Origin of the sequence: Mannheimia varigena (assembly GCF_013377235.1) — a bacterium.
Taxonomy (GTDB): Bacteria; Pseudomonadota; Gammaproteobacteria; order Enterobacterales; family Pasteurellaceae; genus Mannheimia; species Mannheimia varigena.
Map to the genome: position 1 here is coordinate 828126 of NZ_CP016226.1, position 17327 is coordinate 845452.

Genomic DNA, 17327 nt, shown 5'->3' on the forward strand with positions numbered 1-17327 from the left:
GTATCTATTCTTCGTTATCTATTTTCTTCTATCTATTCAGTAAAACCCGATGATGCTCTACTCTCACATGGCGAATCACCACACTACCATCGACGTTACTGCGTTTTACTTCTAAGTTCGGTATGGAATCAGGTAGAACCACAGCACTATGGTCATCGGGATAATTGGGTCAAAATTCAAAAACAAGCTGATTATTCTGAGTGTATTTTTTTCTTTATGCGTTTAGTTTCTCCACTTGTGTTTTCTTCTTTCTCATAAAAACACTTGAGCGTTGTATAGTTAAGCCTCTCGGGCAATTAGTACGTGTTAGCTCAACGTCTCGCAACGCTTACACACCACGCCTATCTACGTCGTAGTCTCCAACAACCCTTACAGTCTTATAGACTGGGAGAACTCATCTCTTGGCAAGTTTCGTGCTTAGATGCTTTCAGCACTTATCTCTTCCGCACATAGCTACTCGGCAATGCGTCTGGCGACACAACCGAAACACCAGCGGTGCGTCCACTCCGGTCCTCTCGTACTAGGAGCAGCCCCAACCAATTCTCCAACGCCCACGGCAGATAGGGACCGAACTGTCTCACGACGTTCTAAACCCAGCTCGCGTACCACTTTAAATGGCGAACAGCCATACCCTTGGGACCTACTTCAGCCCCAGGATGTGATGAGCCGACATCGAGGTGCCAAACACCGCCGTCGATATGAACTCTTGGGCGGTATCAGCCTGTTATCCCCGGAGTACCTTTTATCCGTTGAGCGATGGCCCTTCCATTCAGAACCACCGGATCACTATGACCTGCTTTCGCACCTGCTCGACTTGTCTGTCTCGCAGTTAAGCTTGCTTCTACCATTGCACTAACCTGACGATGTCCGACCGTCATTAGCAAACCTTCGTGCTCCTCCGTTACTCTTTGGGAGGAGACCGCCCCAGTCAAACTACCCACCAGACACTGTCCGAGTACTCGTTCCGAGTACTTCGTTAGAACATCAAACGTTAAAGGGTGGTATTTCAAGGACGCCTCCAACAACACTGGCGTGTCATCTTCAAAGGCTCCCACCTATCCTACACATCAAAATTCAATGTTCAGTGTCAAGCTATAGTAAAGGTTCACGGGGTCTTTCCGTCTAGCCGCGGGTACACCGCATCTTCACGGCGATTTCAATTTCACTGAGTCTCGGGTGGAGACAGCCTGGCCATCATTATGCCATTCGTGCAGGTCGGAACTTACCCGACAAGGAATTTCGCTACCTTAGGACCGTTATAGTTACGGCCGCCGTTTACTGGGGCTTCGATCAGGAGCTTCTCTTGCGATAACACCATCAATTAACCTTCCAGCACCGGGCAGGCATCACACCCTATACGTCCACTTTCGTGTTTGCAGAGTGCTGTGTTTTTAATAAACAGTTGCAGCCAGCTGGTATCTTCGACCGGTTCAACCTTCGTGAGCAAGTCACTACAATCTACGCCGGCGCACCTTCTCCCGAAGTTACGGTGCTATTTTGCCTAGTTCCTTCACCCGAGTTCTCTCAAGCGCCTGAGTATTCTCTACCTGACCACCTGTGTCGGTTTATAGTACGGTTTAGTGTAATCTGAAGCTTAGTGGCTTTTCCTGGAAGCGTGGTATCGGTTACTTCAGCTCCGTAGAGCCTCGTCATCATCTCTCGGTGTTAATAAGTGTCCGGATTTGCCTAAACACTCCACCTACCAACTTAAACAGGGATATCCAACACCCTGATAACCTAACCTTCTCCGTCCCCACATCGCAATTACACCAAGTACGGGAATATTAACCCGTTTCCCATCGACTACGCTTTTCAGCCTCGCCTTAGGGGCCGACTCACCCTGCCCCGATTAACGTTGGACAGGAACCCTTGGTCTTCCGGCGAACGAGTTTTTCACTCGTTTTATCGTTACTTATGTCAGCATTCGCACTTCTGATACGTCCAGCAAGCCTCTCGACTCACCTTCATCCGCTTACAGAACGCTCCCCTACCCAACAGTGTTACCACTGATGCCGCAGCTTCGGTGACTAGTTTTAGCCCCGTTACATCTTCCGCGCAGGCCGACTCGACTAGTGAGCTATTACGCTTTCTTTAAATGATGGCTGCTTCTAAGCCAACATCCTAGCTGTCTAAGCCTTCCCACTTCGTTTCCCACTTAACTAGTACTTTGGGACCTTAGCTGGCGGTCTGGGTTGTTTCCCTCTCCACGATGGACGTTAGCACCCACCGTGTGTCTCCTATGCATTACTCTTCGGTATTCGCAGTTTGCATCGGGTTGGTAATCCGGGATGGACCCCTAGCCGAAACAGTGCTCTACCCCCGAAGGTATTCACATAAGGCTCTACCTAAATAGATTTCGGGGAGAACCAGCTATCTCCCGGTTTGATTGGCCTTTCACCCCCAGCCACAAGTCATCCGCTAATTTTTCAACATTAGTCGGTTCGGTCCTCCAATTAGTGTTACCCAATCTTCAACCTGCCCATGGCTAGATCACCGGGTTTCGGGTCTATACCTTGCAACTACACGCCCAGTTAAGACTCGGTTTCCCTACGGCTCCCCTATTCGGTTAACCTTGCTACAAAATATAAGTCGCTGACCCATTATACAAAAGGTACGCAGTCACAGAATAAATCTGCTCCCACTGCTTGTACGCACAAGGTTTCAGGTTCTATTTCACTCCCCTCGCCGGGGTTCTTTTCGCCTTTCCTTCACAGTACTGGTTCACTATCGGTCAATCAGGAGTATTTAGCCTTGGAGGATGGTCCCCCCATCTTCAAACAGGATATCACGTGTCCCGCCCTACTTGTTGTTAGCCTAGTACCACGGAAATATTTTCGAGTACGGGATTATCACCCTCTACGATTGAGCTTCCCAGCTCATTCCTCTAATAAATCCGCTATCACTAACTGGCTCTTTCGCGTTCGCTCGCCGCTACTAACGAAATCTCGGTTGATTTCTTTTCCTCGGGGTACTTAGATGTTTCAGTTCTCCCGGTTTGCCTCATTTACCTATGGATTCAGTAAATGATAGTAGGTTCTTCACCTACTGGGTTTCCCCATTCGGACATCTTGGATTAAACGCCTCTTATCGACTCATCCAAGCTTTTCGCAGATTAGCACGTCCTTCATCGCCTCTGATTGCCAAGGCATCCACCTTGTGCGCTTAGTCACTTAACTATACAACCTCAAATATTTTCATTTAAACAAGTCAAACGAATTGATTTGAAGCGATATTATTCAACTAAACACTTAGCTGCCTTTGTTCAGCTAAGATTTTTTAACTACTCAGACTTTCTTTCGAAAATCTCTCAGTTTTTCAGCTTGTTTCTAAATTTTTAAAGAACAAAGACGATATCTTTCGACTATCATCATACCTAAAATGGCAAAAAAGTTACTGTTTTTAACCGCTTGTCATCTTAGGTATGATGATTGGTGGAGATAAGCGGGATCGAACCGCTGACCTCCTGCGTGCAAGGCAGGCGCTCTCCCAGCTGAGCTATATCCCCGTACATCATAACCTTCCTTTCAGTTTTCACTCAGCATTCGCTCGTTCACTTTCGCTCACTTGCTCAATCGAGTGGTGGGTCTGAGTGGACTTGAACCACCGACCTCACCCTTATCAGGGGTGCGCTCTAACCACCTGAGCTACAGACCCAAAAGGATGTTTCCGTTATTCTACTTTCTATCAAACAATCTGTGTGAACACTTGCTGTCATTTCAAGCTCTCGCTTCTTGATTTTTGGTAAGGAGGTGATCCAACCGCAGGTTCCCCTACGGTTACCTTGTTACGACTTCACCCCAGTCATGAATCATACCGTGGTAAACGCCCCCCCGAAGGTTAAGCTATCTACTTCTGGTACAACCCACTCCCATGGTGTGACGGGCGGTGTGTACAAGGCCCGGGAACGTATTCACCGCAACATTCTGATTTGCGATTACTAGCGATTCCGACTTCATGGAGTCGAGTTGCAGACTCCAATCCGGACTTAGACGTACTTTGTGAGATTCGCTCACCATCGCTGGGTCGCTGCCCTCTGTATACGCCATTGTAGCACGTGTGTAGCCCTACTCGTAAGGGCCATGATGACTTGACGTCATCCCCACCTTCCTCCGGTTTATCACCGGCAGTCTCCTTTGAGTTCCCGACCTAATCGCTGGCAACAAAGGATAAGGGTTGCGCTCGTTGCGGGACTTAACCCAACATTTCACAACACGAGCTGACGACAGCCATGCAGCACCTGTCTCAGAGTTCCCGAAGGCACTCTCGTATCTCTACAAGATTCTCTGGATGTCAAGAGTAGGTAAGGTTCTTCGCGTTGCATCGAATTAAACCACATGCTCCACCGCTTGTGCGGGCCCCCGTCAATTCATTTGAGTTTTAACCTTGCGGCCGTACTCCCCAGGCGGTCGATTTATCACGTTAGCTACGGGCACCAAGCTTAAAGCCCAATCCCCAAATCGACAGCGTTTACGGCGTGGACTACCAGGGTATCTAATCCTGTTTGCTCCCCACGCTTTCGCACATGAGCGTCAGTACATTCCCAAGGGGCTGCCTTCGCCTTCGGTATTCCTCCACATCTCTACGCATTTCACCGCTACACGTGGAATTCTACCCCTCCCTAAAGTACTCTAGACTCCCAGTCTGAAATGCAATTCCCAGGTTAAGCCCGGGGCTTTCACATCTCACTTAAAAGTCCGCCTGCGTGCCCTTTACGCCCAGTTATTCCGATTAACGCTTGCACCCCCCGTATTACCGCGGCTGCTGGCACGGAGTTAGCCGGTGCTTCTTCTGTAGTTAACGTCAATCAAACTTGCTATTAACAAGTCTGCCTTCCTCGCTACCGAAAGAACTTTACAACCCGAAGGCCTTCTTCATTCACGCGGCATGGCTGCATCAGGGTTCCCCCCATTGTGCAATATTCCCCACTGCTGCCTCCCGTAGGAGTCTGGACCGTGTCTCAGTTCCAGTGTGGCTGGTCATCCTCTCAGACCAGCTAGAGATCGTCGCCTTGGTGAGCCTTTACCTCACCAACTAGCTAATCCCACTTGGGCTCATCTTATGGCAGGTGGCCCGAAAGTCCCACCCTTTAGTCCAAAGACATTACGCGGTATTAGCTACCGTTTCCAGTAGTTATCCCCCTCCATAAGCCAGATTCCCAAGCATTACTCACCCGTCCGCCACTCGTCAGCAAAGAAGCAAGCTTCTCCCTGTTACCGTTCGACTTGCATGTGTTAAGCCTGCCGCCAGCGTTCAATCTGAGCCATGATCAAACTCTTCAATTCAAAAAGTTTAATCGCTCAATACTGCTGACATAAAATCACACTTTAATAAGAAAACTTAAAAAAGTTAAATGAATTTCTAGTTAGCACCTATTAAGACTTCAAGTTTTAAAAATATTTTTAAAATCAAGTCAATCAACAAGTGCCCACACAGATTGTCTGATAAATTGTTAAAGAACAAAACAAAACGACGCACCGGAATCAAACTTAATCTCTTCACAACAGTGCGTCGTTGTGTGGGGTGCATTATAGAGAAATCTGAAATGAACGCAAGCACTTTTTGCAAAAAAATTAAAAAATTTGACCGCTTGCATGTTTTTGCTACAACTTGTTTATTCTACTATCGAAATTTGTTAATTAATTGCTCTTTTAGCCCACTTTGTCTTTCAGTTTTCGATCCTACGCTATATTTCCACACTTTCTCGCTACCAAATAGGGTAAATTTATCTTTAGCTCGAGTAATCGCTGTGTAAATTAACTCTTTCGTTAAAACAGGCGAAATCACTAGTGGTAAAACCAAAACCGTATGCTCAAATTCTGAACCTTGCGATTTATGCACCGTCATAATATAAGCTGCTTCATAATTTGAAATTCTGCTTAGTGGCAAACTATGATATTGTCCGTCTGCTTGTTGGGAATCAAAATACCCCCTCATTTCTCCATTTTCATCAGGTAGAATAATCCCAATGTCGCCACTTGCTACTTTATTCGTTGGCATATTTTCGGTTATAAGAATCGGCTTGCCAATATAGCGATCTCGGCTATGGTTAAATTTCACTAAGCCAGCTTTACGCAAACCTTCTGCAATGGCCACATTTAATTTTTCAACGCCCAATTCACTCACACGTAATGCTGAAAGAAAACGTACCTTTTGGAATTTAACAAAAATCTCTTTCACACTCACAATTAGTGGATTTTCTTCTCTTTGTTGTACTGCTTGCAAATAGTCCTGATAAAGCTCTACAGCTTTATCTACCACCATTTGTATACTTTTTTCGATCCAATTTAATTTATTCCTCATCTCCTTCGCTTCAGGATAAATTCTATTCTCTAATTTTCCACTCTCTTGGTATTTAGTGAAGATCTCCCAAGAGTGATTAATGTTTTGCTCATTAACTGCATTAGCTAGCTCGCCGATCCAAGCCTTCTCGCCGAAGCGATAACTATGTTTCAAATGAGCGAGCGAATCACAAATCGCTAACGCATTGCCAGCCTCAATTTGATAGCCTGTAACCTCTTTTAAATAATCACAATGAGCTTGGCTATAGCCGTATTCTAAGAATGAACCTAACTCACCCATAATAGAACCTGCTTCTACAGAAGCAAGCTGATCTTTATCCCCCAACATAATCAAACGTGCAGATGGTTTTAATGCTTGCACAATTTTTTCCATCATTGAGAGGTCAATCATTGAGGCTTCATCTAGCACCACTAAATCATAATGAAACGGATTTTTCACATTATATTTTGTTTCATCAGTTAAAGGTCTTGCCCCAAGCAAGCGGTGGATTGTCATCGCTTCTGTTGGAATTACTTTGATTAACTCAGGAGAAAGCTGCTTTTCTTCCTCTAATTTTCCTTCAATCGACTCTTTCATTCTCGCTGCAGCCTTTCCCGTTGGTGCTGCTAAAGCAATTTGTAAAAATGGTTGATTTTGTTCTTTCTGTTTTAGTTGAAGCCCGAGCAATAACTTCACAACGGTAGTTGTTTTGCCCGTTCCCGGCCCACCAGAAATCAGACTAAAAGGCTTCTCCAGTGCTGTTGCCACTGCTACTTTTTGCCAATCGATTTCTTGTTGAGAGTTTGAAGTTTCACTAAATAGCTGAGCAAGGATGTTTTTATTTAGCTCTGTATTGGTAAACTTTTCTGAAAAATTATTCACAATTCTTTGTAAGGATTGTTCACAGCTTCGCTGCCGTTGGCAAAGCCAACGTTCAAAAAGCATGCTTTTTGTGACCGCTTGTTGTAAATAAGCCGCAATATTATGCTCCGCCTGCCAATAGCGATAAAAATAAAGCAAACCATTTTGGAATAGCATTGGGGCAATTTTTTCAGGCGAATGGCTAAAAGCAATGTGATCTTTCAATACATCTTGCCATTCAAGCGGTGAGATTTTGCCAATTTTTTGCAAAATAGATTCGAGTAAATGTTGGCATTGCGGTTTTGCTCTTAATTCAAAAAGATTGAAAGGTTCTAGTGAATTTAAACGTAACGCCGTATGCCCTAACCCAACTTGATAAGACATCAATGCAGCAAGAAACACAGCTAGATCTTTTTGTGCCTGAGAGTAATCATATCTGCTTTGTTTGCTCTCAATAAACACCGCAAATTGGTAGTTTAAATCAGAGATCACCTTCTCTTTTTTCAGTTCAAATAATAAATTTAGCATATAAAATTTCTCGTATTAGTTTACTAATACTAATCTTTTTTACATTATTTTCTAAGGGATTTTTCATTTTCAGCGTATAATTTAACGCATTTATTATTTTAGTCTGAGATGAAGTATGAAACCAGCAACAGCTACCATTGATAGCCAAGCCCTCCGCCATAATATTCAGCTGATTAAATCCTTCGCCCCACAGCAAAAATTATTAGCAATGATTAAAGCTAATGCTTATGGACAAGGTTTACTGCCTGCTGCTGCCACACTGACAGATTTAGTCGATGGCTTTGGTGTTGCCCGCTTGCGTGAAGCGTTGGAAATTCAAGAAACCGGCTATACCGGCAAAATTGTACTGGTGGAAGGTTTTTTTGATCGTGAAGAGTTGCTTAAAATCCTTTCGCGTAAATTCGATACGGTAATTCATAATATTGAACAGTTGGAATTATTAGAACAAGTCAATCAAGAGTGGGAAGAAGAGCAGAAAAAAGGCTTTTGGAAACGCAAAGCGAAAATCTATTTCCCAATTAATATTTGGCTAAAAATCGACACCGGAATGCACCGCTTAGGCGTTCACCCCGAGCAGGTGGATCTGTTTGTGGAACGATTGAAAAATTGCTCACTGGTTAATTCTATCAGCTTTGTCAGCCATTTCAGCCGAGCCGATGAACCGGATTGCGGCTACACCGAAAAACAAATCGCCGTATTTGAACAAGCCACCGCAAAATATGCCCAACACGACCGTAGCATTTCCGCCTCAAGCGGCATTCTGTATTGGAAGCAAGCTCACTACGACTGGGTTCGTCCTGGCATTATTATGCACGGCATCTCCCCTCACTACACACCGATTACCGATTTAGGCTTCAAACCCGTGATGACGCTTTCGTCCTCGCTGATTGCGGTTCGCACCCATAAAGTCGGCGAGCCAGTCGGCTATGGCGGAGCTTGGATCAGCCCGAAAGACACTAAACTCGGCGTAATCGCAATGGGCTACGGCGATGGCTACCCTCGCAACGCCCCTGAAGGCACGCCTGTTTTGGTAAACGGTAGAATTGTGCCGATTGTCGGGCGTGTGTCAATGGATATGCTCACAGTTGATTTAGGGGCTGACAGCCAAGATAAAGTGGGCGATAAAGTGATTTTTTGGGGAGAAAAATTACTGATTGAAGATGTGGCGAAACACATCGGCGTGATTAGCTATGAGCTGATTACCAAGCTCACTCCTCGTGTGATTTTTGAATATCAATAAAACAACAAGCGGTCAAATTCTGCAAAAAATCTGCAAAATTTGACCGCTTAAATATTATTTCCAGCGAATTAAATTATTTCGCACAACCGCAAGTAGCCACTTTCTCTTCAAAACGGCGGCCTGCTTCGTCCCAGTTTACCACGTTCCAGAATGCTTTGATGAAGTCTGGACGGCGGTTTTGGTAGTTTAAGTAGTAAGCGTGTTCCCACACGTCTAAACCTAAAATTGGGTAGCCTGATACGCCAGCCACTTCTTTGCCCATTAATGGGTTATCTTGGTTTGCTGTTGAAACTACGGCTAATTTGTCGTTTTCAACCACTAACCACGCCCAGCCTGAACCGAAACGGGTGGTTGCTGCTTTTTCAAATTCTGCTTGGAATGCTTCTACAGAACCGAAATCACGCACGATAGCGTCCTTTAATGCACCTTGTAAAGTTGTGCCGGTTTTTAAACCTTTCCAGAATAAGGTGTGGTTTACGTGACCGCCCACGTTGTTGCGTACTGCAACACGTTTTTCAGCAGGCACTTGGTTTAAATCTTGGATTAATTTTCCCGGACATAAATCTAATAACTCTGAGTGAGCTTCTAACGCAGCATTTGCGTTGTTGATGTATGCTTGGTGATGCTTAGAATGGTGGATTTCCATTGTTTTTGCATCGAAATGTGGCTCTAATGCATCGTATGCGTAGCCTAGTTCTGGTAATGTGTATGCCATTTTATTGTCCTCATATAAAGGTTAATCACTCGTTACTAAGTTTAGCATTTTTTTGATCTAAAACAAGAAATCTATGATTTAATCTTCAGATTAATCACAATTAATGCAATAGGTAAACATAGAATACGATAAAAAGCACAATTTCCCACAAAAAAAGATTGACAAAAGAAAAGGTTTGCCACATTCTCTCACTTAATTTATTGTTTTTGAGAAACAGACTAATGTTTAATTTAGCAACCATTATTATGACCACCATTACCATTATGCAATCACATAATGCGGGTGCGTGTTGCTAAAAAACAGAATCTAAGAAACCCGCTACAAGCGGGTTTTTTTATATAAAAATTTACAAATAAATCAGGAGAAATTATGCGAGTTCTAAAATTTGGAGGCACTTCGCTTGCCAACGCAGAACGCTTTATGCAAGCGGCAGACATCATCGAAAAAGCCCATTTAGCCGATCAAGCGGCAGGCGTACTTTCCGCCCCAGCGAAAATCACTAATCATCTTGTAGCGATTGTGGATAAAGCCCAAACTGGGGAAAATTTCCAAGCCCACCTTGATGACGCAAATGCGATTTTCAATAATATTATCAATGGCTTACATCAAGCTAACCCCAATTTTGACCGTGACGGTCTGCACGCTTTTATCCAAGCTGAGCTTGCCGACATTCTCCGTATTGCCGAACAGGCTGCTAAAGATAAATTCTGCCCGGATAACATCGGGGCAACCGTGCATAGCCGTGGTGAAAAACTCTCTATTGCAATGATGCAAGCGTGGTTTGAGGCGAAAGGCTATGAAGTCACACGCATTAATCCTGTTGAGAAATTATTGGCTCACGGCAACTATTTGGAATCTTCGGTAGATATTGCCGAATCTACGAAACGTGTGGATGCCGGCTCCATTCCAAAGAAAAATGTAGTATTAATGGCAGGTTTTACCGCAGGTAATGAAAAAGGCGAATTAGTGCTGTTGGGGCGTAACGGCTCAGACTACTCTGCAGCGTGCTTGGCGGCTTGCTTAAAAGCGGACGTGTGCGAGATTTGGACAGACGTGGACGGTGTTTACACCTGCGACCCTCGCCTTGTGCCTGATGCCATTTGTTTAGAATCAATGAGCTACCAAGAGGCAATGGAGCTTTCTTACTTCGGGGCGAAAGTGATTCATCCTCGCACCATCGGACCTTTAGTGCCGTTAAATATTCCGTGCTTAATCAAAAACACCGGCAATCCGGAAGGCAAAGGCACATTAATTGACGGCAATGTAGCGGACGATGGATTAAAAGTAAAAGGCATCACAAACCTAGATAACGTGGCAATGTTCAACGTATCAGGTTCGGGTATGCAAGGTATGGTGGGAATGGCAGCTCGTGTGTTCTCCACAATGTCAAAAGCAGGGATTTCGGTGATTTTAATTACCCAATCTTCTTCTGAATACAGCATCAGCTTCTGCGTGCCAGCAAAATCGGCAGAGAAAGCCTTAGCCGCATTAAACGCTGAATTTGCCCAAGAATTGTCTGAGAACTTGCTTGACCCGATTGATATTATCAAAGATTTATCTATTGTTTCCGTGGTGGGTGACGGTATGCGTACTGCTAAAGGTATTGCGGCTCGTTTCTTCTCTGCTCTTGCTCAAGCGAATATCAGCATTGTGGCGATTGCACAAGGTTCATCAGAGCGTTCTATTTCAGCGGTTGTGCCGCTCAACAAAGCGATTGAAGCGGTAAAAGCGACGCACAATTCCTTGTTTAACAGCAAGCGTATTGTGGATATGTTTTTAGTCGGCGTAGGCGGTGTGGGCAGCGAACTTATCGAGCAAGTTAAACAGCAAAAGGAGTTTTTGGCAAAGAAGGACATTGAGATCCGAATTTGTGCCCTAGCCAATTCGGATAAAATGTTGCTTAACGAAAACGGCTTAAATTTAGATAATTGGAAAGAAGATTTAGAAAAAGCAATCCAGCCATCTGATTTTGATGTGTTACTTTCATTCATCAAATTCCACCACGTTGTCAACCCTGTATTTGTGGATTGTACTTCGGCTCAATCTGTGGCGAATCTTTATGCTCGTGCATTAAAAGAGGGTTTCCACGTGGTTACACCAAATAAAAAAGCCAACACCTCTGGCTATGATTATTACTTGGAAATGCGTGAAAATGCACGTCAAAGCCAACATAAATTCTTATATGAAACCAATGTGGGTGCAGGTTTACCGGTGATTGAAAACCTACAAAACCTTTTGGCAGCAGGCGATGAAGTGGAAAAATTTGAAGGGATTTTATCAGGCTCACTTTCCTTTATTTTCGGCAAATTGGAAGAAGGTTCAACTCTCTCTCAAGCGACTTTAATTGCAAAAGAAAAAGGCTTTACTGAGCCTGATCCTCGTGATGATTTATCCGGTGCGGATGTCGCTCGTAAATTGTTAATTCTTGCTCGTGAAACCGGCTTACCGCTTGAATTTGACGATATTGAAATTGAAGGTGTATTGCCAAAAGGGTTCTCAGAAGGAATGAGCCGTGATGAGTTCTTAGCTGTTCTGCCATCATTAGATGAAGAATTTGATAAACGTGTGCAAGCAGCTAAAGCCGAAGGCAAAGTGTTACGTTATGTAGGCTCAATTACCGGCAATAAATGCCGTGTGGCGATTGAAGCCGTTGATGAAAACCACCCACTTTACAAAGTGAAAGACGGTGAAAATGCCCTAGCCTTCTTAACTCGCTATTACAGCCCAATCCCACTCCTCTTACGAGGCTACGGAGCAGGCAATAGCGTAACAGCAGCCGGTATTTTTGCCGATATTCTTCGCACTCTACACGGAGGAGCAAACTAATGGTTTTACGCATTTATGCACCGGCATCCAGTGCCAATATCAGTGTCGGTTTTGACTCTTTAGGAGCAGCAATTTCCCCGATTGACGGCTCATTGCTCGGCGATGTCGTCCAAATCGAAGATTGTGATCAGCTCTTTGAATTAGAAAGTGCCGGCTATTTCGTCAGAAAGTTACCGAAAGAGCCGCAAAAAAATATCGTTTATCAAGCTTATGTGCTTTTCAGCGAACGCTTAAAACTGCGTGGTGGCAACGTAAAAAATTTACGTTTAACACTTGAAAAAAATATGCCGATTGGCTCAGGGCTTGGCTCGAGTGCTTGTTCGATTGTGGCAGCATTAGTGGCTCTCAACAAATTCCACGATGAACCATTTTCAAAAATGGAATTGTTGGAAATGATGGGCGAACTGGAGGGTAGAATTTCAGGCTCAATCCACTACGATAACGTTGCCCCTTGTTATTTAGGCGGTTTACAGCTAATGACCCAATCGCTTGGTAATATTTGCCAACCGTTGCCATTCTTTGATGAATGGTACTGGGTATTAGCGTATCCGGGCGTGGAAGTCTCCACTGCTGAAGCCCGTGCAATTTTACCAAAGAGCTACACTCGCCAAGATATGATTCAGCAAGCCCGCTATTTAGGCTCTTTCGTTCACGCTTGTCATACTCACCAAGATATTTTGGCAGCAACAATGATGAAAGACCTAATTGCCGAGCCGTATCGTGAAGATTTGCTCCCTAACTTCCCAACCGTTCGACAAGGCTGTAAAGATTTAGGGGCATTAGCGGTTGGCATTTCAGGCTCCGGTCCAACGATGTTCGCCATCGCCCCTGATTTGGAACACGCCCAACGATTAGTAAACTATTTGGAAAAAGAGTATCTACAAAACAACGAAGGGGTTATCCACATCTGTAAAGTGGATAACCAAGGGGCAAGAGAGCTGAAATAGTTTGAATAATGGCACACAAGCGGTTGTAAAAAGCATCATTTTTGCAACCGCTTGTTGTTTGTTATTTTCTCACCAATGCCAACACATCGGCGAATAATTTTGTAAATAGGGTCGGGACACTATGTTCGCCTCTATTTCGCATCTCATTCGCTAAGGCTATGGCTAAATCAGGCTTAGAGCTTTTTTGAATGGCTCGCTTGATAATATATGAAATCGGGTATTTTTCCTGAGAACGCCAATTTGCAAGGCGAACAAATACATTCCGTAAACCTGCCTTATAGAAGAAATGTTCAATGTCTTTTTGCGGTAATGCCGTTAAGCGTTGAGCGAAATCTTCATCTAAACTTTTAACAGTTTCGGCATAGCGTTTACCTGCATCATCGCCATCAGTTAGCACATACCATTCAATGCCCATTGCTCTGGCATATTTAATAAGAGGGCGTAAACCACATTGGGCAAATTCCACAATTTTGATGCCTTCCATTTCTAAATTGATATCTAATAATTTTGCTAGCTCTTCTAAAATCCAAACCTCGGTTTCCCCTTCGACTAAGATCCACGCTTTTGCAAATAAGGCTAACCCTCTGTTGTGATGGATATGGAAGGTTAATTTACGCAGATCTTCTCTGCCGATACTTTGGCGTTCCAACCAATAGGCTTGGGTGTGAGAGTCATAACGCACTAAACGGCAAATTTCTCGTAACGGCGCTTGTGAAAGTAATTCAATAGAATTTGTTGTGGTAATACGTTGGCTAGGGAGAAAGCTGAGCAGTTCCCAGAAAATCGCTACCATTCGAGGATGTAAAAACGCATTAAAATCTTCAAATAAGATAATCGGTTTTTCAATAACCGTAGCTTTAGGCTTAAAGAGAAAAAGATATAAAATATGCTGTTGAATCTGCTCCACCAACTCTTCATTTTGTTTTAAACGCAGGCAGAGCGATTTCACTTTTTCCCACCATAATGTCGTATCTTGCATACTATTTTTCATTAGGTGGCGGCTTTGGCTGGTTAGAAAATAGTATTTCAGCAAGGAGGAAAGTGCATTTAATTCACGCTGCAAATCGGTGTCGGACTGGTTATCACGATTAAGTAATAGCTCATTATGCACTCGCTTGTTTAGCCGTGCATCACGAAAGCGGAAAACAGGATGATGATAAATAAACTGCTTAATCCATTTTTCCGCTTGCTCAATTTGAATCGGTTTTAAGTCTTGATCGACGAATTGATATTCCGTGCTAATCTGCTCAGCTAGCCATTTTCCTGTTACTTTCAAGGAAATGCATCGCTTGTTCTCCAAATAAAATGAACAAATCGATAATGCTGGAGAAAGTTGAAGCAGTGAGTCATCGGCAATTTCTTCACAAAAAGTGAAAACAAGCGTGATGTCTCGCACTTGGCTTGGCGTATCGGTATATTGAATATGGAAATCTTTAAACTGGAACTGATACAACTTATGTTCTAAGTTAAAGATAAGGCTTAAGGCATCAATCAGGCTCGATTTCCCCCACGCATTTTCACCAATTAGCACCATATTTGGGCGTAATTGTAGCGATAAATGATTAATTCCCCGAAAGCCACTGATTTCAATATGTTTTAGATACATACCGCCCCCTTATTACTATTCTTTTACAATTTCATAGCAAGGTTGATAAGCCTCTCCCGTTGGGATTTTCATTCGGTGCTGAACCACAAAACTTTCGAGTAATCTATCCATATGATCCATCAATTTGCGATCACCCCTTAATTTAAACACGCCATATTGTTCAATCAAATCGGAGGTTTCAGGCTTAATATTACCTGCCACAATGCCTGAAAATGCTCGTCTTAAATTCGCTGCTAACTGCTCTTTGGGCTGTTCCAAGCTTAAATTCAGATTTGCCATACTTTCGTGGGCTGGAATAAATGGCGTAATAAAATCTTCTTCAATTTTTAATGACCAGTTGAAATTATAAGCATCGCCACTTTCATAACGGCTGTTTTTTACTTCCACCATTGATTGTTTCACTTTACGAGCAACCAAAACAGGGTCATCAATAATAATTTCATATAGGCTACGAGCCTCTTCGCCTAATGTATCGCCAATAAACTTATCAATGGCATAAAAATAATCGGCAGATTCTTTCGGTGCTGTTAGGATAAGCGGTAATTTTTGAGCATTATTGACCGGATTTAATTTAATACCGATGATATAAAGCAACTCTTCTAATGTACCCGGTCCACCCGGAAACACAACAATAGCGTGCCCTAAACGAACAAATGCTTCCAAGCGTTTTTCAATATCCGGCATAATTACCAATTCATTTACAATCGGATTTGGCGGTTCAGAAGCGATAATTGACGGCTCAGTAATACCAATAAAACGCCCGTTTTTATAACGCTGATTAGCGTGCCCGATGGTAACACCTTTCATTGGAGCTTCCATCACGCCCGCTCCACAACCTGTTACAATATTCAACTCACGCAAGCCAAACTCCTGCCCCACCGCTCGGCAATATTGGTATTCAATGTCATTAATAGAATGACCACCCCAGCAAACTACTAAATTCGGGTCAGTGTTCATCTCTATTGCTTTCGCATTACGCAAAATAGAAAACACCGTATTTGTGGTTATCGTTTCAGCTGATGTATTTTCAAGCGGTGGAATTGCATTTTTCAGTGCATTTACAAACACAATATCTCTTAATACCGCAAAAAGATGGTACTGAATATTTAAAATCATCTTACCATCAACAAAAGCGGTTGCGGGTGGATTATGCAACTCCAGCGATACCCCTTTCTCTCGGGTTAATAATCGGATTTCAAAATCAGGATATTGATTTAACAAAGCACGGCTGTCATCAGTATGCACGCCTGAATTTAGCACCGCTAACGAGCAGTTACGATAAATTTGATATAAATTGCCCTGTGTATTTTTGGCTAATAGCTTCATTTCCAAATGAGAAAGCTGTTCCATACTGCCTTTCGGATTAATTCTGTGTACTGCCATTCTTACTCCTTTCATTTGCAAAAAATTACACTTTTTTATTCACAATCCTTGTAAGGATTGTTCACGGCTTCGCCGCCGTTGGCTAGACAACGTTCAAAAAGCTCCGCTTTTTGTGACCGCTTATTACTTCAATAGTTTATCAATTACACGGCTTACCGCAAAAAAGCCGAATGTTGCCGTGACCATCGTCACTGCTCCAAAGCCATTGGCACAATTCATTGTGGCGGAAACTTCGCAGCCCTCGCCCATTTTTGGGAAAATCAACGGCTGGGTGGAAAATACGCAATCTACCCCAAATTTCCGCTTCGTGTTTTGGCTGAAATTGTATTCCTTACGCAATAAGGAACGCACTTTAGAAGCGAGCGGATCTTGAATGGTTTTACTCAAATCAGTAATTTGAATTTGGGTTGGATCGGTCTGCCCGCCGGCTCCGCCCGTGGTAATCAGCTTAATTTTATGACGCTTGCAATAAGCAATCAGTGCCGCTTTGGTTTTCACCGAATCAATCGCATCAATCACATAATCGTAGCCACGATTGAGATAGTCAGGGATATTTTCAGGCGTGATAAAATCATCAATAATCTCCACCGCACATTCAGGGTTAATTAGCTGAATACGTGCTTTCATCGCCTCAGTTTTCAACTGAGCCACTGTGCCGCTCATTGCATGGATCTGACGATTAATATTCGTTACACAAATATCGTCCATATCAATCATCGTAATCTTGCCAATGCCTGAACGTGCCAACGCCTCCACCGACCAAGAACCCACTCCGCCAATGCCAATCACGCAAATATGCGAATGGCGGAGCTTTTCCAGCCCTTCCGGTGTGTAAAGGCGACCAATGCCGCCAAAGCGTTGTTCGTAGTTGTCTAGTCTTTCTGTCATTTTATGTTACATCTGTAGAGGCGAAAAATTTTTCGCCCAATCATTTTAGCCAAA

Annotated in this window: 8 protein-coding genes, 2 tRNA genes and 3 rRNA genes; 3 read left to right on the top strand and 10 right to left on the bottom strand. The window is 43.6% G+C overall.

Going from position 1 to position 17327, the window contains the following annotated elements; translation table 11 throughout:
* Nucleotides 1-44: 44 nt before the first annotated feature.
* The 6 genes from rrf to recD form a co-directional block, all read right to left on the bottom strand.
* Nucleotides 45-160 (bottom strand): 5S ribosomal RNA (gene rrf, locus A6B40_RS03710).
* 115 nt (nt 161-275) lie between these two features.
* Nucleotides 276-3176: ribosomal RNA gene (locus A6B40_RS03715) — 23S ribosomal RNA — on the bottom strand.
* A 253-nt stretch (nt 3177-3429) separates the two neighbouring features.
* A tRNA-Ala gene (locus A6B40_RS03720) sits at nt 3430-3505 on the bottom strand.
* A 72-nt stretch (nt 3506-3577) separates the two neighbouring features.
* Nucleotides 3578-3654, bottom strand: a tRNA-Ile gene (locus A6B40_RS03725).
* 88 nt (nt 3655-3742) lie between these two features.
* Nucleotides 3743-5282: ribosomal RNA gene (locus A6B40_RS03730) — 16S ribosomal RNA — on the bottom strand.
* The 16S, 23S and 5S rRNA genes sit together here with 2 tRNA genes alongside, the layout of an rRNA operon.
* A 337-nt stretch (nt 5283-5619) precedes the next feature.
* A complete protein-coding gene (gene recD, locus A6B40_RS03735; protein WP_176671610.1) occupies nt 5620-7668 on the bottom strand; it encodes an exodeoxyribonuclease V subunit alpha in 2049 nt (682 codons plus the stop codon).
* A gap of 115 nt (nt 7669-7783) precedes the next feature.
* Between recD and alr the strand changes: the two genes are divergently transcribed.
* Nucleotides 7784-8908, top strand: a complete 1125-nt coding sequence (gene alr / locus A6B40_RS03740; RefSeq protein WP_176671611.1) for an alanine racemase — start codon at nt 7784-7786, stop codon at nt 8906-8908.
* 73 nt (nt 8909-8981) lie between these two features.
* On the opposite strand, the gene sodA is transcribed toward alr, so the two are convergent.
* Nucleotides 8982-9623, bottom strand: a complete 642-nt coding sequence (sodA, locus tag A6B40_RS03745; RefSeq protein ID WP_025248063.1) for a superoxide dismutase [Mn] — start codon at nt 9621-9623, stop codon at nt 8982-8984.
* Between the two features lie 369 nt (nt 9624-9992).
* On the opposite strand from sodA, the gene thrA reads away from it, so the two are divergent.
* Both thrA and thrB read left to right on the top strand, forming a co-directional pair.
* The gene (gene thrA / locus A6B40_RS03750; protein ID WP_176671612.1) at nt 9993-12449 is read left to right on the top strand and encodes a bifunctional aspartate kinase/homoserine dehydrogenase I; all 2457 of its coding nucleotides are present in this window, start codon (nt 9993-9995) and stop codon (nt 12447-12449) included.
* Nucleotides 12449-13396: a homoserine kinase gene (gene thrB / locus A6B40_RS03755; RefSeq protein ID WP_112111270.1), complete on the top strand. Its 948-nt coding sequence runs from the start codon at nt 12449-12451 to the stop codon at nt 13394-13396. The genes thrA and thrB overlap by 1 nt, the downstream gene beginning before the upstream one ends.
* A gap of 61 nt (nt 13397-13457) precedes the next feature.
* On the opposite strand, the gene A6B40_RS03760 is transcribed toward thrB, so the two are convergent.
* The 3 genes from A6B40_RS03760 to tcdA form a co-directional block, all read right to left on the bottom strand.
* Nucleotides 13458-15002: a DUF2813 domain-containing protein gene (locus A6B40_RS03760; RefSeq protein WP_176671613.1), complete on the bottom strand. Its 1545-nt coding sequence runs from the start codon at nt 15000-15002 to the stop codon at nt 13458-13460.
* A 15-nt stretch (nt 15003-15017) separates the two neighbouring features.
* Nucleotides 15018-16385 (bottom strand): nucleotide 5'-monophosphate nucleosidase PpnN, encoded by a 1368-nt coding sequence (gene ppnN, locus A6B40_RS03765; protein ID WP_176671614.1) that lies wholly within the window; start codon nt 16383-16385, stop codon nt 15018-15020.
* 123 nt (nt 16386-16508) lie between these two features.
* On the bottom strand, nt 16509-17273 hold the full coding sequence (gene tcdA, locus A6B40_RS03770) for a tRNA cyclic N6-threonylcarbamoyladenosine(37) synthase TcdA (RefSeq protein ID WP_176671615.1): 765 nt from the start codon (nt 17271-17273) through the stop codon (nt 16509-16511).
* Between the last annotated feature and the right edge of the window lie 54 nt (nt 17274-17327).

Bases quoted from the DNA above. Each gene is read 5' to 3' on its own strand.
- recD (WP_176671610.1), bottom strand. From the start codon at position 7,668: ATGCTAAATTTATTATTTGAACTGAAAAAAGAGAAGGTGATCTCTGAT.
- alr (WP_176671611.1), top strand. From the start codon at position 7,784: ATGAAACCAGCAACAGCTACCATTGATAGCCAAGCCCTCCGCCATAAT.
- sodA (WP_025248063.1), bottom strand. From the start codon at position 9,623: ATGGCATACACATTACCAGAACTAGGCTACGCATACGATGCATTAGAG.
- thrA (WP_176671612.1), top strand. From the start codon at position 9,993: ATGCGAGTTCTAAAATTTGGAGGCACTTCGCTTGCCAACGCAGAACGC.
- thrB (WP_112111270.1), top strand. From the start codon at position 12,449: ATGGTTTTACGCATTTATGCACCGGCATCCAGTGCCAATATCAGTGTC.
- A6B40_RS03760 (WP_176671613.1), bottom strand. From the start codon at position 15,002: ATGTATCTAAAACATATTGAAATCAGTGGCTTTCGGGGAATTAATCAT.
- ppnN (WP_176671614.1), bottom strand. From the start codon at position 16,385: ATGGCAGTACACAGAATTAATCCGAAAGGCAGTATGGAACAGCTTTCT.
- tcdA (WP_176671615.1), bottom strand. From the start codon at position 17,273: ATGACAGAAAGACTAGACAACTACGAACAACGCTTTGGCGGCATTGGT.